Here is a 20,124-nt window from a genome sequence, read left to right as displayed (position 1 = left end):
TGATGGCTAACCTAACCCATCGTTTTCTAGAGAAACACAAAAAGCTAGAGCGCAATGTGAGCTTGCTTTTCGTATTCTCGCTTCTCGCCGTGCTTGTTGGCGGAATTGTAGAAATCGCACCGCTTTTCTATCTCGAAAATACAATTGAGAAAGTTAAAGGCATGCGGCCCTACTCTCCTCTCGAATTGGCTGGTCGGAACATTTATGTGCGTGAGGGATGCTATGTCTGTCATAGCCAGATGATCCGTCCTTTCCGTGATGAAGTAGAGCGCTATGGCAATTACTCGCTTGCTGCCGAAAGCATGTATGACCGTCCATTTCAATGGGGATCAAAACGTACAGGTCCGGATCTAGCACGTGTGGGTGGGCGTTACTCAAATGAGTGGCATGTCCAACATTTGACTGACCCGCAATCTGTTGTGCCTGAATCAATCATGCCCAAATATGGATTTCTTGCTGAGCAAGCATTGGATGTTCGCGACCCTGCAGCGCATCTCATTGCCAACCGGCGTGTGAGCGTTCCCTACACCGATGACATGATTGAGAACGCAAGCGCCGATATGAAGGTTCAAGCGGAGATTGATGGCGATTGGGATGATCTGCTGTCACGTTATCCGAAAGCTGTTGTCGGTGACTTTGACGGTGATCCAAAACGTTTGACCGAAATGGATGCTCTTGTCGCCTATTTGCAAATGGTGGGTACGCTTGTGGACTTCTCCACTTACGAACCTGACCTATCAGCCCGCTAGGAGCCTAAGCATGGAACTTTCTTACCAAACCATGAGAACCTTCGCTGACAGCTGGGGCCTTCTCTACATGTTTATTATATTTTGCTTCGTCGTTTTTTGGACATTCAGACCAAGCTCTAAACCGATGAATGATGATGCTGCCCAAATACCTTTTAAGGAGGACAATTGATGTCCGAGAACAATGAAACTGACGATATCACAGGCGTTGAGACCACGGGTCACGAATGGGACGGCATCAAAGAACTCAACAACCCTCTTCCGCGCTCATGGCTCTGGGGCCTTTATGGAACGATAGTCTTTTCTATCGGCTATGTCATTGCCTATCCAGCTTTGCCGCTTATCAACTCTTCAACGGCTGGTTTGCTCGGCTGGTCAAGTCGCCAAAATGTTGCAAATGACATTGCGGCTTTAGAACAGGGACGCGAGTCACTTGGCCAAGATCTTGTTGCGACAGATCTCAACAAAATCTCAGGCAATCCTGACCTTATGCAATTTGCACTTGCGGGCGGTAACTCTGCCTTCAAAGTCTATTGTTCACAGTGTCATGGTGCTGGTGCGGCCGGCGGCGGCATTTACCCTAATCTGGTAGACGATGACTGGATTTGGGGCGGCACCGTTGATGATATTTATCTTACGCTCAAACATGGCATCCGCTATGAAACGGACGAAGACACCCGTTATTCACAAATGCCAAACTTTGGTGCTGACGGTATTCTCGAACGCGATGCGATCAAGGACGCTGCTTGGTATGTTCGTAGCATTTCCGGGCAGGAAGCGGACCTAGAAGCAGCTGAACGTGGTGCGATAGTTTACCAAGATAATTGTGCAGCCTGCCACGGCGATAGCGGCGAAGGCATGCACGATTTAGGTGCGCCTGCACTCAATGACGCTATCTGGCTTTACGGTGGATCGCATGAGGAAATCGTTGCGCAAATTTCCAAACCTAAGCAGGGCGTTATGCCTGCTTGGGGTGATCGATTGTCTGAAGCCACAATTCGTCAACTTGCACTCTATGTTCACAGACTAGGCGGCGGTGAAAAATAATACCTAGACCCAAGATCACTTTGATCTGGGTCAAAGCTCATTGCGCATATTAATGCCAAAAATGCACCATCAACGTTGAAAGTAGTCTCATGTCTGATGGAATAGCCAAAGAACCGATACAGCTCTACGAAGCCCGCAAGAAAATTCACCCTAAGCGGGCGACGGGCTCGTTTCGACGTTTCAAATGGATCGTCATGGCGATCACACTTGCGATTTATTATATAACACCGTGGCTCAGATGGGACCGCGGTGAATACGCACCCGATCAAGCTGTATTGATCGATATTGCTAACCGCCGATTTTACGCTTTTTTTATCGAGATTTGGCCGCAAGAATTTTACTTCGTTGCAGGCATGCTCGTCATGGCAGGCATAGGCCTGTTCCTCGTCACCTCCGTGGTTGGCCGTGCGTGGTGTGGATATACTTGCCCGCAAACAGTTTGGACTGATTTATTCCTCGTGGTCGAGCGTTACTTTGAGGGAGACCGCAATGCGCGTATCAAACTTGATAAGGACCCTTGGAGTTTTGATAAGCTAAGGAAACGTGTTCTCAAACATACAACTTGGCTCATAATAGCAGTTGCAACCGGCGGCGCATGGATATTTTATTTTGCCGACGCCCCTACTCTTCTTCGTGATCTGGTTACAGGTCAGGCCCATTATGTTGCCTATGCCACTGTCGCCGTATTGACGACGACGACCTATGTTTTTGGCGGGCATATGCGTGAGCAAGTTTGCAATTACATGTGCCCATGGCCGCGCATTCAAGCCGCTATGTTGGATGAAGATTCTCTCGTTGTCACATACAATGATTGGCGAGGTGAACCGCGCACTCACGGCACCAAAAAAGCAGAAGCCAGAGGCGAAGCGCATGGTGACTGCATTGATTGCAACGCCTGTGTTGTGGTTTGTCCTGCGGGAATTGATATTCGCGACGGCCAGCAGATGGAATGTATAACATGCGCTCTTTGTATCGACGCATGTGATGACATTATGGGTAAGATCGGCCGCCCAACGGGGCTAATCTCATATTCGACCCTAAACGACTACAATGCCAATATGGCACTGGCAACAGATCCAGAAAGCGCCACATTAAACCCTGATCTTATGCGTGATAAGGATGGCAAGTTTATTGCTGCGGTTAAGCATTTCGATTGGCGCATATTCTTGAGGCCGCGTACGCTTTTATACTTTTTTATCTGGGTGAGTTTGGGCCTCGCTTTGCTGTTTGCACTTAGTCAGCGTGACCGCATGACCATCAGCATTCAACACGACCGTAATCCGGTATTTGTAACCTTAAAGGATGGTTCCATCCGCAATGGTTACAATGTGAAAATTTTGAACATGATACCGGAAAAACGTCTGATCCACCTATCGGTTGAAGGACTTGAGGGCGCCGTCATGACAGTCAGCGACATTGAAGGAGCGCCAGCAAGTTTTGCAACAGTTCCTGTCGATCCTGACCAAGTACGCTCTCTGCGTGTCTTTGTCCGTCAATCACCTGAAAACATAAAGTCAGGGCAAACGCCGTTCTCATTTATTGCCACAGATCAGCAGTCCAATGAGGTTGATACCTACAGCACCGTTTTCGATGCACCGGAGTAAACAGATGAATACGCTAAGAAGTATATTTGCACCTCGAGTGTTTTCCGGTTGGCATATGTTTGGTGTCATTGCATTGTTCTTTGGGACAATCATATCGGTCAACATTGTGCTGGCGTTTAATGCAGCAGGCACATGGACCGGACTGGTCGTGAAAAACACTTACATTGAGAGCCAGAACTTCAATAGCAGGGTAGCTGACCTAAATGCGCACAAACCTTTGGGCTGGAAGATCGCTATTTCCTATAATTCTGGCCAGTTGAAAGTATCGGCGCGCGACAACAACGACACATTCATTAAAAGCGCCGTTGTTTCTGGCTATCTTGGTAAGCCTGTTCACGAACATGATGACCAAACAATCATATTTGGCGAAGCAAACGACGCATATGTTTCCGAAGTCAGCTTGTCAGATGGTCTATGGCAAATACAGTTACAGATCATTGACAGTAAGGGGCTAACTTTTGTTGAGACCAAGCGCTTTACTATCACCAACGGCGTGGGGAAATAGACATGTGCGGTATGTGTGGCGGTCTTGCCGAATATGTCGTTGATGAAAGCGTCGAGCGCCAAAATGCTCAACACTATGTGCTTTCTGTGCCGGACATGTCGTGCGGCGCTTGCATTTCTAAAATAGAAAACTCAATGCGCAATTTAAAAGGCGTCTATAACGCTCGCGCAAACCTTACGTTGAAACGTTTGATTGTCGAAACGGACGAAACCGTAGACTGCCAGAAGCTTATTGATCTGCTTCAGGAAAACTCTTTCACAGCATTTCGGATTGAAGAAAATGACCGCACCGAAAGTGAAGAAGATACGCGATCGAAACGTTTGCTCCGAGCGCTTGCCGTGGCTGGATTTGGTGCTGCCAATATTATGCTGCTGTCCGTTTCGGCTTGGTCAGGTGCGACAGATGCAACCCGCGACCTTTTCCATTTAATCTCCGCAGTCATTGCGGTTCCTGTCGTTGCTTATGCAGGGCAACCATTTTTCCGCTCGGCTCTGGGCGCTCTACGCGCAGGACATGTGAATATGGATGTGCCGATTTCGCTGGCTGTATTGCTGGCACTCGGCATGAGTATTTTTCAAACTCTTACCAGCAAACCAGAGGCTTATTTCGATGCGGCAGCGATGCTGCTCTTCTTTCTTTTGATCGGCCGCTATCTTGATCAGCGAATGCGCTCACGTGCCAAAAGCTCAGTCATCTCGCTTGGTAAATATGCTACGCGTGAGGCAGTGGAAGTTCTGCCATCCGGTGAAACACGCTTAGTGGCTGTTAGCGACATTACGAAAAATATGCGTCTGCGCATATTTGCTGGCGCACGGTTTCCCGTCGACTGTAAAATCATATCAGGCTCCTCTGATGTTGACCGCTCCATGGTAACCGGTGAAAGCGAAGCGGTCGCGCTATCACCTAACATGCAAATCGAAGCTGGTGCATTAAACTTGACCGGCGTGCTGGACGTCAAGGCGATTGAGGTTGCCGACAAGTCTTTTCTCGCTGAAATAACCCGTATGTTGGATGCTGCAGAACACGGCAAAGGCAATTATGTGCGTATTGCAGACCGCATGGCGCGTATATACACGCCGGCTGTTCATGCGTTTGCATTTCTCGCCTTTGCGGGCTGGATGATCACGACGCACGGGGACTGGGAACACTCACTTCTCGTCGCGATTGCTGTTTTGATTGTAACATGTCCTTGCGCCTTAGGATTAGCGGTCCCTGTGGCGCATGTCGTGGCCGCATCAAGGCTGGTGCGCAACGGTATTTTGATGCGTGATGGCTCTGCACTTGAGCGTCTAGCAGAAGCGGACTTTGCCGTATTCGACAAAACCGGAACGCTTACTGATGGCATAAAAATGGTCATCGGCAGTGATGGTATGGGCGCAGAAGAAAAGCCAATTATTGCATCTTTGGCCGATTGCTCGACCCATCCTTCTGCCAAAGGCATCAGCGATTATTTAAAAGGCAGCGGAAGCGTTCTGCTATCCGATATTGAGGAGCAGCCTGGTAAGGGCATTAAAGCCATATGGAACGGCAAAGAAATACGTCTTGGCCAAATGGAATGGGTGCTTGAGATTGCAAATCGGCAAAACTTAAACGAGGCAGAAAAGTCTACCGCGTTCGCAATACAAGGCGGCAATCTGGTGACTTTTGACTACCGCGAAAATGTGCGCCCATCCGCTTACCAAACGATCAAGAACCTGCGCTCTTTAGGAATTGGAAGCACGCTTCTTTCAGGAGACACACAGGCCACTGTTGAACGCATTGCCCGTGATATGCCTTTTGAACAAGTGCTAAGTGAACACACACCGCAAGCAAAACTGAAATTCCTTGAAGGCCTGCACGCACAATCTGGGCTTAAGACGGTTATGGTAGGCGATGGTATCAATGATGCCCCTGCTCTGGCCGCTGCGCATGTTTCCTTTGCCCCATCCAGTGCAACGGATATCGGCCGCCAAGCTGCGGACTTTATCTTAACACGCGACGACCTTACGGCGATTACATTTGCGCGGAACATCGCGGTAAGAACAAACCGTGTTGTGCGACAAAATTTTGCACTCGCGCTAGTTTACAATTGCATTGCTGTACCGCTCGCAATTTTAGGGTTTGTGACACCGCTGATTGCAGCCATTGCAATGTCACTTTCTTCGATCATCGTGATAAGCAATTCACTGCGTCTATTAAGGGGTGAGAACATGGTTATCGACAAGCAAGTGATAGCGACAACGACCCGCTCTCCAATCGAAGAATTAGCAGCATGAACCAGCTTCTGTTTCTTATTCCAGTTGCACTTTTGCTAGGCGGCATAGGCCTTGCGGCCTTTATGTGGTGCATCAAGCACGGCCAGTTCGACGATCCAGAAGGTGCTGCGGAAAGAATTTTGCAGGATGATGAATAGGCTAAACTGCATCCCCCACGTTTCCTAGACACCCTGCGAGGTTAGTTTTCGCTGTTTTATTACTGGCGTAGAAGAAGTATTTTCAGCGAATGGGGACACAAAGGCTAAAACAAAAGGGGCGCCAAAGGCGCCCCGAATATCATTATTTAAAATGAGTTATTCTGCTGGTTCAGCGACCGCTTTAGGCTCCACATAATTGTGATGCGCCTTAACTGGCCGGATAAACAAATTCGCAAAGAACCCAATGACCAACAATGCAGCCATGCAATACATGGTCGTATTGTATAGGCTTGGTGTTGGATCAATTGTGCCTTGTGGAGCAATTTCCATAAGCCTTGCAATCGTCACGGTTTTTGCTGCGGCCAATTGGTCAAGTTGAGCGAGTGGTGCGCCGAATTTTTCAGCAAACGCAGACGCATCAACTTTTGACGCCAGATCGCTAATCGCCCGATTAACAGACATTTCACGTAGCGATGTGATTGCCAAAGGCCCAAGCACACCTGCAGTTGACCATGCGGTCAGCAAACGTCCGTGAATACCGCCAACATGCATCGTTCCGAACATATCTGCCAAGTAAGCAGGAATTGTCGCAAACCCACCGCCATACATTGAGAAGATAATCATCGTCGCAACATAAAAACCAATGAGGTAGATTGTTGATCCGCCAGCAGCGCCGGCAGTCGCAAAATACGGAATAGACAAGTAAAGCAACGTGCCCAGCACAAAGAAGCAATGATACGTATTCTTGCGTCCGATGTAATCTGACGTTGATGCCCAGAAGAACCGTCCACCCATGTTAAAGACTGAAATCATCAATACATAAGTTGATGCAAAAGAAGCTGTCACAATGAGCGGCATCGTGGTGCCATAAATTTCAGACATCATTGTTTTTGCAACACCGATCACACCGATACCGGCGGTCACGTTAAAGCAAAGCATAACCCACATTTGCCAAAATTGAGGTGTTTTTAGCGCTTGATCGATATGCACATTGTTCTTTGTGATCATACCTGATGCGGCAGGTTTTGGTTCCCAGCCTTCAGGTTTCCAATCTGCAGCAGGAACGCGGAAGCTGAACGCTGCAATCACCATAACAATGAAATATACGATACCAAGCGTCATGAATGTTGATGCAGCGCCAGTGTTGCCTGTGCCCACAACATAGACGCCCGCTTCTCCGCCACCTGGCAAGCTAGCTGCCTGTGCTGCAGATGCGATGACAACTTCTACCTTGCCAGCGGCAGATTCTACAAAAAGCCGTCCAGCTTCTGTCACTGTCGCCACAGTATCGCTTGCACCAAGATATTCCGGCGCTTTGGAGAAAACTGACAACAGCCAGCCTTTTACCGGCGCTGCGATCATCGCGCCGCCGCCAAAGCCCATAATCGCCATGCCAGTTGCCATGCCGCGGCGGTCAGGAAACCAGCGAATTAGGGTTGAGACAGGTGAGACATAGCCCAGACCAAGACCGCAGCCGCCAAGAACCCCATAGCCAAGATAAATGAGCCAAAGTTGATGGCTTGCAATGCCAAATGACCCGATGATAAAGCCGCCGCCCCACAAGAATGCAGCGACAAGACCGACCATGCGCGGTCCTACTTTTTCTAGCCATTTACCCGCAAATGCAGCTGCCAGTCCTAAGAAAACGATGGCAACGGAGAAAATCCAAACAACGGAGCTGAGGCTCCAGTCATTCGCCGCAGAAGCGACAACACCCAGCTCTCTGGTTAGAGGCGGGTTAAAAACAGACCAAGCGTATACCGAACCGATACACAGATGAATGGCGATGGATGCAGGCGGCACTAGCCAGCGGTTGAAACCGGGCTTCGCGACAATGTTTTCTTTCATCAAGAAACTCAAAGCGCCGCCGGAATTAGCATTACTCATGGAACTCTCCTCCATTTAAACCCCGTCGACAAGCTGCAATCTCCCACCACAGCATTCGACATTTAACGCAGTTTTTAGCGTTTCGGAAACTTAGGAGGAACGCCTTGATTGTCAACAAATTTATTATTATATATCAGTATGTTAGATGGAAATTTTGTCTTAAAAAAACTCTGCGATCCAGCATTATTAGTCATCTTGTCCGCGCAACTCGTCGCAAAGAGCCATAATTGGGACATTTTGTCCTTAATCGCCAAATTTAGCAGCAGGAAGATTTATTGTGAAACGGCTGCCGGCGCCGATTTTTGACCGTACTAAGATCTGACCATTGGCCCGACTCACAAGGGTTTGGCTAATTGAAAGGCCAAGTCCTGTGCCCTGCCCGTACTTGGTTGTGAAAAACGCATCGAAAATACGTTTCACTTTATCAGGCGGAATGCCTGCCCCCGTATCCTCGACAGAAATCTCTACTTCTTGATCGTTGGAGGCCACACACAAAGACAAGGTGCCGCCCTCTGGCATGGCCTGAACAGCATTGAGTATGAGATTAACAATGACTTGTTGCAGTTCTGTTCGCGACATTAAAACGCAAAGCTCTTGATCTAATTCTTCGTAAACCTCGATTTCTTGAGCTTCGATTTGATGAGCCGTCAGCACCAAGCAATCGCTGACAACTTCAGCTGGAAAAATGATATTAGCGTCGCCTGAATATTCTTCTGGCCGCGCAAATTGCAAAAGCTTGGATACAATAGATCCGATCCTATAAACTTGATCGTCAATCAGCTTAAACTCTGTTTTTGCAACATCAACATGCGGACCCAGCAATGTGCGTGCCACATCCAAATTCCCTTGAATGACCGCAATGGGATTATTGATTTCATGCGCAACGCCTGCCGTGATTTCACCAACGGCGGCAAGCTTTTCAGATATGATAAGTCGCTCTGTTGTCTGCTCAAGCCTGCGGTTGCTTTCGAGCAAATCGCGCGTGCGTTCCTCAACCTTCAAATTGAGCTGTTCACCCCATTGGCGCAATTGCCGGTCGCGTTCCTGCACCTGATCTAATAGATCATCGAGATGGCCAGCAACTTGTGCAATCTCGTTGCCATCATCTTGCGGCATGTTACGCGCTTCCAGATCACCTGCCTCTACGCGTATCATGGTTTGGGTCATGCGTTCCAAGGGCAGAAAGATACGCCCTGCCCAACGCAGGAAAATCGGAACTGATACGGCCGTAATCAGCAAAAACAGAAAAACCACAAGCAGTGCTGAATTAACTTTAGCCTGCCGAAACGGCGCTTCGAGAAAACCGACATAAAGCATGCCCACAGCTTTTCCGCGGCTGTCAGTAATTGGCTCATAAGCCGAGATGTACCAATCATTGACCACAAAGGCGCGGTCCAACCAAGTTTGTCCTTCATCAAGAACACGGTTGCGCACTTGCGCCGAAACGCGCGTACCAAGCGCACGCACATTTTCAAACAAGCGCACATTGGTTGAAATTCGAACGTCTTCCAGAAACAGTGTCGCGGTACCTTCACTGCCCTCGGGAAGGCTGTTCTTTTGATAAACCAACGCATTGATCGTATCAATAAAATCAAGATTGCGGTTGAGTAGAAGTCCGCCTACCAGCGCAGCTTTTCTGCCACCATTAAGTGTCACAGGTGCAGCTGTATGGATAACCATCCCTCGATCTTCAACCGTCCGCGCCGTTGGAACTGCTGCTTGTGTCGTCACTAACGCAATTGTGGCACGTTCAGTAAGACTGGAATTGAGAATATCTAATTCTTCTGGCGTAAAAATATCGACATCACTTTGCCAAGTTCCATTAATAGCATTTTGAACGACAGGCCATTTGGATACATCGACCCCATCTGGCCCAACATCGCCCTCTGTCAAATAAAGGAAATCTAGCCCTAATTCCTGCTGGACTTGTTCAAGAAATTTAGCCGTATCTTCTGGATTTAAAAAAGCATCTTGCAGGGATACAGATTGGGCAATTGCGTCTAGCCGCTCGCCTGAATTTTCAAGTAGACGCGCTAAATACTGGTCCGCAATTGTCAGATCGCCATTGACCTTTGTAATCAAAAGATCGTCGATTTTCCCGGCCCAGCGAGCCATTGTACTGCCAAGCATAATCGGCATTAGAACAAGCATTGGCAGAAGTGCGATAACAAGCAACCGAACCCGAACAGAGCGCAAGATGCGCATCAGGGCCGTCATCGCTTAAAGTCCCCAAGTCGCGCATTTGCGATCAATCGTTTTACGTGACACGCCAAGACGGCGCGCTGCTTCAGAACGGTTGCCACCGACTAATTCTAAAGCCTGTAAAATTTTCTCGCGTTCCACGTGTTCCAACGTTTCGATTTGCTCTTGGCCTTTTGCTGGAGGCGACAAAGTTTCGTGAGGAAAGTGGCCGTAGATCAACGAGCGTTCGATAAAATTTCGCAGCTCACGGATATTGCCGGGCCACGTGTGCCGCAACATAGCTGCACGGGTTGCTGGATCAATTTCCAATGGAGGCAAGCTTAAGCGGGAGGAAATATCATCAAGAAATAGTTCCGCCAGAACGATAACATCTGTTTCGCGTTGATTAAGCGGCGGCATAACAATTTCAAGTATGTTGATACGAAACAGCAAATCTTCGCGAAAACGTCCTTTGGCCACTTCTTCAGACAATGAGGCACTGGTTGCCAGCACAAACCGTAAGTCCAATTGTATATCGCGTTCCGTTCCGACTGGACGCACCATTCCATCTTCCAACACACGCAGCAAAGCTGATTGTGCCGATAAGCTTAGCGCCGACACTTCATCGAGAAAGACTGTCCCGCCGCGTGCTGACGGCAATAATCCTTCACGGGCAGATACAGCGCCCGGAAAGGCTGCCGCGACATGGCCGAACAATTCAATCTCGATCATATCTGCAGGTATTGTCGCGCAGTTGATTGCCACAAATGGCATGTCAGCACGCGACGAAGATACATGCATATGACGCGCGGCCACTTCTTTGCCAGAGCCAGACGCACCAGTTATCAATATGGGTGTCGCCACGTTTTTAACGCGGTCAAGCGTATCACGCACAGCCGCAATCGTCTTAGATTTGCCTATGAGTTTGCTGCGTCTTTTGCGTCCAATATCGGCGGTATCAAGCTCACGTAGCAGCAACATATTCTCGCGTCTAAGCTGTGCCATCTGGATGCAGCGCCGCACCGCATTAAGTATTTGATTTGAGCGAAACGGCTTCAGCACAAAGTCAGCCGCACCTGCGCGAATAGCTTGAATTGCGGTTTCAAGATCAGCATAGGCCGTGACCATAATTGTATCGGTAAACCCGCCTTGCGCACGCTGCTCGGCAAGCCAGTCAATGCCCTTTTTATCCGGCATCATATTATCGAGGATCATCACGTCAAAATGGTTCTGCGTGAGCAAAGCGCTGGCACTGGCCACGTCTTTGGCTTCGGCCACAAATTTACAATAAGGGCTTAGTGTCTTGACCATGAAATTACGCATGCCAGGTTCGTCATCGACGACCAGAATACTTGCCTGTTTTAGCTTTTCGGTCAGGCCAACCGTCTGAATATCTTCGCTCATTTTCACTAAAGTCTGAGCCCTGCAGCTAAACAAGCAATGTGTTCAGATGTTTTACAACAATGACTTCTCCCATTACAGAACAGTCTTATCGATGCTTTGGCGACGAACAAAACCATTTTGCCTCCTGTAAAAGTCCAACCACTATCGGTTTTAGACTTTGGGAATTTCCCATATGCTTCCAGTCGGGCATAGATTGTCACAAATTTTCCTGTGACGCCACTTCGACGTCAGTCTACAGGCATCCTAACATATGCGCATGCATCCAAGGCAAGCGGTGAAAGACCTTTTCCGCCCGCGTCCACATGCTCAAACAATTGTATGCGCATGCGAGGTTCCCAGAAATCATTAATGTGATCGGCAACTTTTTTAGCCTGCCCCGTACCGGGCTGTGTTTCAAAGAAAGTGGCGATTTGATTGGCCATTGAGACCATTTTTTCAGGCTGCATCAGAGGCTCCGATTAAAATTCGTTCAGGATGGGAATAGACATCAAACCCGCCGCCGCGCGCAAAGGCTGCGAGGGTGAGTTGAGCACCTCTTGCAAGGCGCAATGCGTGAGCAGTGGGTGCAGAAACAGCGATAAGAACAGGGCAACCTGCAATGACTGTTTTTTGAACCATTTCCACCGATACACGCGATGTTAGAACAATGGCCCCTAGCGAAGCATCAATATTGTTTTGCGCCAATGCGCCGATCAACTTGTCCAATGCATTGTGCCTGCCAACATCTTCGCGCACAAGCATCATACCTTGACTTGGCAGCATAAATCCTGCGGCATGCACCGCATGCGTTTGATCGTGTAGCGGTTGATGATCGCGCAAGGCAGAGGTTGCGCAAGCGACTTCACTTTTAGACAATCTCGGTCCAGTGCATTTAAGCACTGGCAGAGGTCTGATCGCTTGTTCAAGACTATCAATACCGCACAGCCCGCACCCGACAGGGCCAAGCATATTACGCCGCCGTGCCTGCATCGCTTTGACACGGTCGTCCGCCAACTGAAACCGTGCCTCAAGACCAGATTCATGCGGTACGATCTCAAAGCTCTCGACTTGGTCGAGCCGTTCAATGAAGCCTTCGGTTAATGCAAAACCAAAGGCAAAGTCTTTCAAATCAGCGGGTGTCGCCATCATTACCGCTGCAGTTGTACCGTTGAACACAATGGCCACGGGCGTTTCTTCAGGCAGATTTCGCGCGACATCATGCGCACCCTCATGCTGAATAGAAAGGCCCACCATGCTTTGTGTGGCACTCACAGCCATGGCTATTCTGCCGCCGGTAGAATACGCCGTGATTGCTCAGCTTGCGCGTTATATTCTTCCTGCCAATCCGTTGGACCATTTGACTGTGAAACCTGCACAGCAGTCACCTTGTATTCAGGGCAGTTTGTTGCCCAATCTGAAAAGTCGGTGGTGATGACATTGGCCTGTGTGTCAGGATGGTGGAATGTTGTATAAACAACCCCCGGCGACACACGATCCGTTATTTTGGCGCGTAATGCAGTCTCGCCTGACCGCGAAGCTAGTTTGATAAAATCGCCATCATTAATGCCGCGCAATTCGGCATCATGTGGGTGAATTTCCAAAACGTCCTGATCGTGCCACGCGACATTGGCTGTGCGGCGTGTTTGCGCGCCCACATTATACTGCGACAAGATACGTCCAGTTGTAAGAAGCAGTGGGAAACGTGGTCCAGTTTTTTCTTCGGTTGCAACATATTCAGTTACAATAAAGCGTCCTTTGCCGCGCACGAACCCATCGACATGCATCAAAGGCGTGCCCTCTGGATTGCTCTCATTACACGGCCATTGGATTGACCCTTTTTCATCTAAGAGTTCATAGGTGACATTTGCAAAGCTTGGCGTTGTCGCAGCAATTTCTTCCATAATCTGCGACGGATGCGTGTACTGCCAATTTGCTCCCATGGCATTGGCCAAAAGCTGCGTTACTTCCCAATCTGCGTAACCATTACGCGGTGCCATTACTTTTCGCACGCGGTTGATGCGGCGCTCGGCATTGGTGAACGTGCCTTCTTTTTCAAGGAAGGTAGAGCCTGGCAAAAACACATGTGCGTAATTCGCCGTTTCATTTAAAAACAGATCATGCACGATCACACATTCCATTGCGGCTAAACCAGCAGCAACATGCTTCGTGTCAGGGTCTGATTGCAGAATATCTTCACCTTGACAGTAAAGTCCTTTGAAGGTGCCTTCGACTGCGGCATCCAGCATATTAGGAATACGCAAACCCGGTTCAGGGTCGATTTTAACGCCCCATGCATCCTCGAAGATATTACGAACATCTTCATTTTTAACATGGCGGTAGCCTGGCAATTCATGCGGGAAAGAACCCATATCGCACGAACCTTGAACATTGTTTTGCCCACGTAGCGGGTTAACGCCAACACCCTTGCGCCCTACATTTCCGGTGAGCATTGCAAGGTTGGCAATGCCTATCACAGTGGTCGACCCTTGGCTGTGTTCAGTCACACCAAGGCCGTAATAGATCGCGCCATTGCCGCCTGTTGCAAACAGACGCGCCGCTGCGCGCAGTTCAGCAGGATCAACGCCAGTCAGCAGTTCATTCGCCTCTGGGCTATGGCGTTCGTTGGAAATAAAATCAGCATATTCTTGGAACTCGTCCCAGTCACAGCGCTCTCGAATATAGGCTTCATCCATCAGCCCTTCGGTCACAATCACATGCGCTAGCGCAGATACGACAGCGACATTAGTTCCAGGGCGAAGCGGCAAATGATGTGCAGCATCAATATGTGCGGATTTAACCAGATCAATCCGGCGCGGGTCGATAACAATCAACTTAGCTCCGGCGCGAAGACGCTTTTTCAAACGGCTGGCAAAAACAGGATGCCCATCGGTTGGGTTAGCGCCAATGACGATAACGACATCTGTATGTTCGACACTGTCAAAATCTTGCGTGCCTGCCGACGTGCCAAATGTTTGGCCCAAGCCATAACCGGTAGGTGAATGGCAAACCCGCGCGCAGGTGTCGGTGTTATTGTTCATAAACACACCGCGCGCGAGTTTTTGGACCAGAAAGGTTTCCTCATTCGTACAACGCGAAGAGGTGATAACGCCGATAGATCGGCGTCCATGTTTTTCCTGTAAACCACGCATCCGGTTAGCGGCGAAACTGAGCGCTTCGTCCCAGCTAACCGCCTGCCATGGCTCATCAATGCTGTCGCGGATCATTGGATTTAAAATACGGTCGTTATGCGTTGCATAACCATAGGCGAAACGCCCTTTGACGCAGGAATGGCCACGATTAGCCTTGCCGTGTTTATAAGGCGTCATGCGAACCAATTCGTCGCCATTGAGCTCAGCTTTGAACGAACAACCAACGCCGCAATAGGCACACGTGGTTATGACCGAGCGTTCCGGTGTTCCAAGTTCAATGACGGATTTTTCCTGCAAAGTTGCTGTTGGGCAGGCTTGCACACACGCACCGCAACTCACACAATCAGATGCCATCGCGTTGTCCGTTTTTGCGCCAAAGGATACGCGGCTGTCAAAACCTCGTCCTTCAATTGTGAGCGCGAAAGTGCCCTGCACTTCTTCACAAGCACGCACACAGCGTGAGCAGACGATACATTTGGCTGGATCATACGTGAAATAAGGGTTGGATTCATCTTTAGGAATATATTGTGGGTTTCCCAAATCACCCATCGGCGCACGTGCGCGGGCATCACCCTGTGCCAGCGTTCCGTTGCCTGAAATATCATAGTGGTTTTTGCCCGATTTATAACGCACATCGCGCAGGCCAACCATGCCAGCCATATCTTGTAATTCGCAATCATTATTGGCACCGCACGTTAAGCAATCCAATGGGTGATCCGAGATATAAAGCTCCATCACACCGCGCCGAATATCTTTCAATCGGCTCGATTGGGTGCGCACCTGCATGCCTTCAGCAACAGGAGTGGTACAAGAGGCAGGTGTGCCGCGCCGCCCGTCAATTTCGACAACACAAAGACGGCATGATCCAAAAGCTTCGACGCTGTCTGTGGCGCATAATTTCGGAATTTGTAGTCCAGCTTCAGATGCAGCACGCATCACAGATGTGCCTTCCGGCACCGTCACGTCAAAGCCATCAATCGTCAATGTAACCGGTGCACCCTCTTTTGCAGGTGTGCCCATATCGCGGTCATCGTGGATGAAAGATTGTGTCATTCTGCTGCCTCTTTGATGGTCGCGAAATCATTGGGGAAATGTGTCAATGCCGACATAACGGGAAAAGGCGTGAAGCCACCCAGCGCGCATAGCGAGCCGTCTTTCATTGTTTCACAAAGATCGGTCAGGATTGGAATTGCAGAACTATCACCGCGCTCAATGCGGTCGATAGTTTCCACACCGCGCACAGAGCCGATACGGCACGGCGTGCACTTTCCGCAGCTTTCCACAGCACAAAATTCCATCGCAAAACGTGCCATTTTCAACATATCTGTCGTGTCATCAAAGACCACGATCCCAGCGTGGCCGATTAACCCACCCTGACCGTCGAACTCTTCATAGCCAAATGGCGTATCAAATTTGGAGAGCGGCATATAAGCGCCAAGTGGCCCGCCAACTTGAACTGCTTTTATGGGCCGGCCAGACGCAGTACCGCCAGCAATTTCGTTAACCAATTCGCCCAGCGGCATGCCAAAAGCTGTCTCGAATAGACCGCCATGTTTCACATTGCCTGCAATCTGAATCGGCATTGTGCCTTTCGAGCGTCCAAGACCAAAATTGGCGTAATGCTGCGCGCCCTTTTCAAAAATCACAGGCACGGTCGCCAAGCTTATGACGTTGTTGACAACGGTTGGCTTGCCTAAAAAACCTTCCAATGCTGGCAATGGTGGCTTGGCACGCACGACGCCGCGTTTACCTTCCAAAGAATTGAGCAGCGAGGTTTCTTCGCCGCATACATAAGCCCCCGCACCAACACGGATTTCCATATCAAAGGCTTTGCCAGAGCCTAAAACATCAGCACCGAGCAATCCTTTTTGCTGCGCAATATTGACGGCCTTGTTCATAATATTGATGGCGTCTGGATATTCTGAGCGCAAATAGACATAGCCCTTGGTCGCACCCACACCAACGCCAGCGATGATCATACCTTCGATCAAAGTGAAGGGATCACCTTCCATGATCATACGGTCAGCAAAGGTGCCACTGTCACCTTCATCGGCATTGCACACGATATATTTTTGATCGGCGGCAGCGCCAAGAACAGTGTTCCACTTGATGCCCGTTGGGAACCCCGCACCGCCGCGACCCCGCAGACCGCTATCGGTTACTTGACTGATGATTTCTTCACCAGTCATGCCAAGCGCTTTGCGCAATCCCGCAAGGCCGCCATGCGCTTCATAATCATCAAGATCAAGCGGGTCGATGATACCGCAGCGTGCAAAAGTCAGCCGTGTCTGGCGCGCAAAGAATGGAATGTCCTCAACAGCGCCCAGCCCTTCAAGCGTTCCATCCAGCAGTGCAGACACATTTTCTGGTGTTACATTACCAAAAGCTTTGCGTCCTTCACCAGCATCAATTTCCACCAATGGCTCAAGCCAAATCATACCACGCGAACCATTGCGAATAAGTTCAATCGTAAGGCCGCGTTGCGCTGCTTCTTGGCGAATTGTTTCGGCAACGTCATCGGCGCCAAGTGCTTTTGCAGCACTGTCTAATGGGACATAAATTTTCATGCGCCAGCCTCTTTGAGAAGTGTTGCCATTTTCGCCGTATCAACACGGCCAACGACTTTGTCATCAACCATTGCAGCTGGTGCGCAGGCACAAAGTCCCAAACAATAAACGGGCTCAATCGTCACAGCGCCGTTGATAGTTGTGCCGTGCCATTCCAAACCCAGCTTAGCCAAGGTCTCATCGGCAAGGGCATTAGCACCCATTGCTTGGCAAGCTTCCGCACGGCAAATTTTGACAACATGGCGACCTGCAGGTGCCTCACGAAAATCATGGTAAAATGATATGACACCGTGCACCTCGGCTTTTGTGATATTCAATGCATCGGCAATAAGCGGAACAGCATTTTCTGGGACATACCCAAAAGCAGATTGAACCGAATGAAGGATCGGCAACATCGGCCCTTCCGATTCAAGGTGCTGCTCAATCAACACACCTATTTCGTTATCCGCGGGAGCGGATTGCAAGTTTTTCATAGTGGCACCTAAGAAGTTTCCTCACTTCGTTTGTATGGCGTCACATTATCTTAAATCAATATTGGTTTCCCGTTAGCCGATTGAATTTTTCAATCGTTGAGAATTGAAATTTGCCGCGCTTCACTCAACAATGCCTGCAAAATAGGGGTATGCGGCTCATGATAAGGCGCAACCAACCCTACGCTGGGACTGATTGTAGTGCCCGACATGGGGATGAGATTAAGGGGTTTTCCACGGGTCAAAAATTTTGCAAGCTCAATAGGAAGTACTGTCAGCCAGTTATTATCTTCAACATTGGCCACCAAAACGACGGTTGAGTTAGACTCAAGCCATGCATCGGCCGTCGCACCAGCATCGCGAAAGTGCCGATTAATGATCCGCCGATTCTGATTATCCGGCGTTAAAAGGCACAGTTTTTCACCTTCAAGTTCTTTCCAACCAACAGATGATCGGTTCGCAAACTGGGAATTTTTACTGCAAATGAGCATATAGCTTTCGCGGTAAAGCGGCTCTGTGCTCACGCGCCCCGTAGGTTCATTATCAAGGTAAGTTATGCCTGCATCAACATCGAGATTGTCCATCATTGACAAGATGTCAATTGAGGTTCGCGACAGTACTGTGAACCGTACTTTCGGGTGCTTTTGGCTAAAACTTGCGCTTAATTTTGCGGCCCAAGTCAAAGCTGTCGGGATAACAGCAACGCGCAGCTGCCCCGCAAGGCCGTGCTTCTTATAACGCATTTCATCTTTTAGTTGCCGAGCATCGCTAACGATGCGGCGCGCCCAAACAAGCGCGCTCTGCCCCTCTGGCGTTAGACCACCAAAACGCGAACCACGGAAAACCAGCTTAATACCAAGTTGCTCTTCAAGGTTCTTAATACCTGTCGATAATGTCGGCTGAGTAATTCCCAAGCTCTCAGCCGCTTTGCCAAAATGCTCCGCTTTCGCAAGAGCAATAAACATTTCCAGCTTATCAAGCATAAACGCCCCCCAAAGTTCGCTATTACAATCAATTTATAAGAGGTTGATAGAAAACCTCAATTGATAATCGCAAACTTAAAGACCCCAATGATAGGGCTTACGAAAATAAGGGTGCGCAAAATGCCGGATAAAAATTTAGAGCCGCGCTAAAACCGCTCACATATTTACCCCTCAAAACAATTATGACCGGCATAACCGGTCATAATATTTCATTCAGAGACGTTGAAGCTTAAGCAGCTTGTCGGTATTCGGCTTCCAAGCTTTTTGACCAACCCGCATACCATGTCTCAAACAGTTTCAACTGTGCTTCGACATAGCCGCGCTGGCTTTCGCTCAACTCATCTGTTTCATTGAAATGCAAAGTATATTCTTTGTCACCCTTCAACACCATCATATGCTTGAAGTACAAAACAAGATCCGGGCCTTCGTCGAAAGTAGACAGAACAGCGAGTGAAGTTTCCAGTTCCAGCGCGAGGCGGCGGGCATAAACGTCACCCTTCGCAGCAAGCTGGCTAAGCGATGCAAGATGCAGCACTTGTTTTGGCAAAACACAGCCAATGCCTGTGATTGCGCCCACGGCACCACAATTAACAAAACCATGGAACACACATGTATCCACGCCAATCATGAGCACGACTTCATCATCACGGCTTGTAATGTTTTCCGCCGCATAGGTCATGTCATCAGCGCCGCCAAATTCCTTGAAACCAACAAGGTTTGAATGTTCTGCGCGCAATGCGAAGAACAGATCGGCACGTGTAGCGAACCCATAATAAGGGCTATTGTAAATAACAGCTGGCAAGTCTGGCGCAGCGCCAAGAATTGCCTTGAAATGATTTTTCTGAGCCGCAGTCGAAGAACCACGCGACATAACACGCGGTATAACCATGAGACCATTTGCGCCAACTTTTTGCGCGTGCGCAGCATGCGCGACCGCTGCAGCAGTATTCATCGCTCCAGTTCCAACAACGACAGGAACGCCAGCTTTAACCAAGCGCTCAACGCCTTCCATCCGCTCCTCATCCGAGATCAATGGCCAGTCGCCCATTGAGCCACAATAAACAACCGCAGACATGCCTGCAGCAATCAACTCCTTACCTTTACGAACCAACGCATCAAAATCTGGTGTGCGGTCGTCTTTGCAAGGTGTCATCAGTGCTGGCATGCAGCCGGAAAAAATCTTCGCGTTCATTTGGTTTTCCTTATGCTT

General features: G+C 49.2%; 17 protein-coding genes. 7 read left to right on the top strand and 10 right to left on the bottom strand.

Features of this window, described 5'->3' with window-relative positions; genetic code table 11:
• The first annotated feature begins 2 nt into the window (after positions 1 to 2).
• The 7 genes from ccoO (at position 3) to ccoS (ending at position 6,294) form a co-directional block, all read left to right on the top strand.
• Positions 3 to 749, top strand: coding sequence for a cytochrome-c oxidase, cbb3-type subunit II (ccoO, locus tag N530_RS0103455; RefSeq protein WP_026479571.1), 747 nt, complete (start codon positions 3 to 5; stop codon positions 747 to 749).
• Positions 750 to 759: 10 nt separating this feature from the next.
• The gene (locus N530_RS0103450; RefSeq protein ID WP_018688465.1) at positions 760 to 918 is read left to right on the top strand and encodes a cbb3-type cytochrome c oxidase subunit 3; all 159 of its coding nucleotides are present in this window, start codon (positions 760 to 762) and stop codon (positions 916 to 918) included.
• On the top strand, positions 918 to 1,793 hold the full coding sequence (ccoP, locus tag N530_RS0103445; RefSeq protein ID WP_026479570.1) for a cytochrome-c oxidase, cbb3-type subunit III: 876 nt from the start codon (positions 918 to 920) through the stop codon (positions 1,791 to 1,793). Before N530_RS0103450 ends, ccoP begins: the two co-directional genes overlap by 1 nt.
• 89 nt (positions 1,794 to 1,882) lie before the next feature.
• Positions 1,883 to 3,397 (top strand): cytochrome c oxidase accessory protein CcoG, encoded by a 1,515-nt coding sequence (gene ccoG / locus N530_RS0103440; protein WP_026479569.1) that lies wholly within the window; start codon positions 1,883 to 1,885, stop codon positions 3,395 to 3,397.
• 4 nt (positions 3,398 to 3,401) lie between these two features.
• Positions 3,402 to 3,902, top strand: coding sequence for a FixH family protein (locus N530_RS17345; RefSeq protein ID WP_162150930.1), 501 nt, complete (start codon positions 3,402 to 3,404; stop codon positions 3,900 to 3,902).
• A gap of 2 nt (positions 3,903 to 3,904) precedes the next feature.
• Positions 3,905 to 6,157 carry a heavy metal translocating P-type ATPase gene (locus N530_RS0103430; RefSeq protein ID WP_026479568.1) on the top strand — a complete coding sequence of 751 codons (2,253 nt, stop codon included), beginning with the start codon at positions 3,905 to 3,907 and terminating at the stop codon, positions 6,155 to 6,157.
• A complete protein-coding gene (gene ccoS / locus N530_RS0103425; RefSeq protein ID WP_026479567.1) occupies positions 6,154 to 6,294 on the top strand; it encodes a cbb3-type cytochrome oxidase assembly protein CcoS in 141 nt (46 codons plus the stop codon). Before N530_RS0103430 ends, ccoS begins: the two co-directional genes overlap by 4 nt.
• Before the next feature lie 156 nt (positions 6,295 to 6,450).
• Here the strand turns inward: ccoS and N530_RS0103420 are convergent, their stop codons facing one another.
• From N530_RS0103420 to N530_RS0103375, 10 genes are all read right to left on the bottom strand, one after another.
• Complete coding sequence (locus tag N530_RS0103420) at positions 6,451 to 8,181, bottom strand: OFA family MFS transporter (protein WP_026479566.1); 1,731 nt, start codon at positions 8,179 to 8,181, stop codon at positions 6,451 to 6,453.
• Between the two features lie 243 nt (positions 8,182 to 8,424).
• Positions 8,425 to 10,398 carry a cache domain-containing protein gene (locus N530_RS0103415; protein ID WP_026479565.1) on the bottom strand — a complete coding sequence of 658 codons (1,974 nt, stop codon included), beginning with the start codon at positions 10,396 to 10,398 and terminating at the stop codon, positions 8,425 to 8,427.
• Between the two features lie 3 nt (positions 10,399 to 10,401).
• Entirely contained in the window at positions 10,402 to 11,766 is a 1,365-nt protein-coding gene (locus N530_RS0103410; RefSeq protein WP_026479564.1) for a sigma-54 dependent transcriptional regulator, read from the bottom strand.
• A 227-nt stretch (positions 11,767 to 11,993) separates the two neighbouring features.
• Positions 11,994 to 12,212, bottom strand: coding sequence for a formate dehydrogenase subunit delta (locus tag N530_RS0103405; RefSeq protein ID WP_026479563.1), 219 nt, complete (start codon positions 12,210 to 12,212; stop codon positions 11,994 to 11,996).
• A complete protein-coding gene (fdhD, locus tag N530_RS0103400) occupies positions 12,202 to 13,023 on the bottom strand; it encodes a formate dehydrogenase accessory sulfurtransferase FdhD (protein WP_035266118.1) in 822 nt (273 codons plus the stop codon). Before fdhD ends, N530_RS0103405 begins: the two co-directional genes overlap by 11 nt.
• A gap of 2 nt (positions 13,024 to 13,025) precedes the next feature.
• Positions 13,026 to 15,914 carry a formate dehydrogenase subunit alpha gene (fdhF, locus tag N530_RS0103395; RefSeq protein WP_211097840.1) on the bottom strand — a complete coding sequence of 963 codons (2,889 nt, stop codon included), beginning with the start codon at positions 15,912 to 15,914 and terminating at the stop codon, positions 13,026 to 13,028.
• 29 nt (positions 15,915 to 15,943) lie between these two features.
• A complete protein-coding gene (locus tag N530_RS0103390; RefSeq protein WP_026479560.1) occupies positions 15,944 to 17,461 on the bottom strand; it encodes an NADH-quinone oxidoreductase subunit NuoF in 1,518 nt (505 codons plus the stop codon).
• Entirely contained in the window at positions 17,458 to 17,934 is a 477-nt protein-coding gene (locus N530_RS0103385; protein WP_026479559.1) for a formate dehydrogenase subunit gamma, read from the bottom strand. Before N530_RS0103385 ends, N530_RS0103390 begins: the two co-directional genes overlap by 4 nt.
• A gap of 89 nt (positions 17,935 to 18,023) precedes the next feature.
• A complete protein-coding gene (locus N530_RS0103380; protein ID WP_026479558.1) occupies positions 18,024 to 18,914 on the bottom strand; it encodes a LysR family transcriptional regulator in 891 nt (296 codons plus the stop codon).
• Positions 18,915 to 19,143: 229 nt separating this feature from the next.
• Positions 19,144 to 20,106 carry a dihydrodipicolinate synthase family protein gene (locus N530_RS0103375; RefSeq protein ID WP_026479557.1) on the bottom strand — a complete coding sequence of 321 codons (963 nt, stop codon included), beginning with the start codon at positions 20,104 to 20,106 and terminating at the stop codon, positions 19,144 to 19,146.
• Between the last annotated feature and the right edge of the window lie 18 nt (positions 20,107 to 20,124).

This window comes from Ahrensia sp. 13_GOM-1096m, from assembly GCF_000620605.1.
GTDB classification, from domain to species: domain Bacteria; phylum Pseudomonadota; class Alphaproteobacteria; order Rhizobiales; family Rhizobiaceae; genus Ahrensia; species Ahrensia kielensis.
The sequence above is the reverse complement of the archived record's forward strand: the minus strand, read 5'-3'. Positions and strand labels throughout refer to the sequence as shown.

Excerpts from the sequence above, each read along its gene's own strand:
- ccoO (WP_026479571.1), top strand. The coding sequence starts at position 3 with ATGGCTAACCTAACCCATCGTTTTCTAGAGAAACACAAAAAGCTAGAG.
- N530_RS0103450 (WP_018688465.1), top strand. The coding sequence starts at position 760 with ATGGAACTTTCTTACCAAACCATGAGAACCTTCGCTGACAGCTGGGGC.
- ccoP (WP_026479570.1), top strand. The coding sequence starts at position 918 with ATGTCCGAGAACAATGAAACTGACGATATCACAGGCGTTGAGACCACG.
- ccoG (WP_026479569.1), top strand. The coding sequence starts at position 1,883 with ATGTCTGATGGAATAGCCAAAGAACCGATACAGCTCTACGAAGCCCGC.
- N530_RS17345 (WP_162150930.1), top strand. The coding sequence starts at position 3,402 with ATGAATACGCTAAGAAGTATATTTGCACCTCGAGTGTTTTCCGGTTGG.
- N530_RS0103430 (WP_026479568.1), top strand. The coding sequence starts at position 3,905 with ATGTGCGGTATGTGTGGCGGTCTTGCCGAATATGTCGTTGATGAAAGC.
- ccoS (WP_026479567.1), top strand. The coding sequence starts at position 6,154 with ATGAACCAGCTTCTGTTTCTTATTCCAGTTGCACTTTTGCTAGGCGGC.
- N530_RS0103420 (WP_026479566.1), bottom strand. The coding sequence starts at position 8,181 with ATGAGTAATGCTAATTCCGGCGGCGCTTTGAGTTTCTTGATGAAAGAA.
- N530_RS0103415 (WP_026479565.1), bottom strand. The coding sequence starts at position 10,398 with ATGACGGCCCTGATGCGCATCTTGCGCTCTGTTCGGGTTCGGTTGCTT.
- N530_RS0103410 (WP_026479564.1), bottom strand. The coding sequence starts at position 11,766 with ATGAGCGAAGATATTCAGACGGTTGGCCTGACCGAAAAGCTAAAACAG.
- N530_RS0103405 (WP_026479563.1), bottom strand. The coding sequence starts at position 12,212 with ATGCAGCCTGAAAAAATGGTCTCAATGGCCAATCAAATCGCCACTTTC.
- fdhD (WP_035266118.1), bottom strand. The coding sequence starts at position 13,023 with ATGGCTGTGAGTGCCACACAAAGCATGGTGGGCCTTTCTATTCAGCAT.
- fdhF (WP_211097840.1), bottom strand. The coding sequence starts at position 15,914 with ATGGGCACACCTGCAAAAGAGGGTGCACCGGTTACATTGACGATTGAT.
- N530_RS0103390 (WP_026479560.1), bottom strand. The coding sequence starts at position 17,461 with ATGAAAATTTATGTCCCATTAGACAGTGCTGCAAAAGCACTTGGCGCC.
- N530_RS0103385 (WP_026479559.1), bottom strand. The coding sequence starts at position 17,934 with ATGAAAAACTTGCAATCCGCTCCCGCGGATAACGAAATAGGTGTGTTG.
- N530_RS0103380 (WP_026479558.1), bottom strand. The coding sequence starts at position 18,914 with ATGCTTGATAAGCTGGAAATGTTTATTGCTCTTGCGAAAGCGGAGCAT.
- N530_RS0103375 (WP_026479557.1), bottom strand. The coding sequence starts at position 20,106 with ATGAACGCGAAGATTTTTTCCGGCTGCATGCCAGCACTGATGACACCT.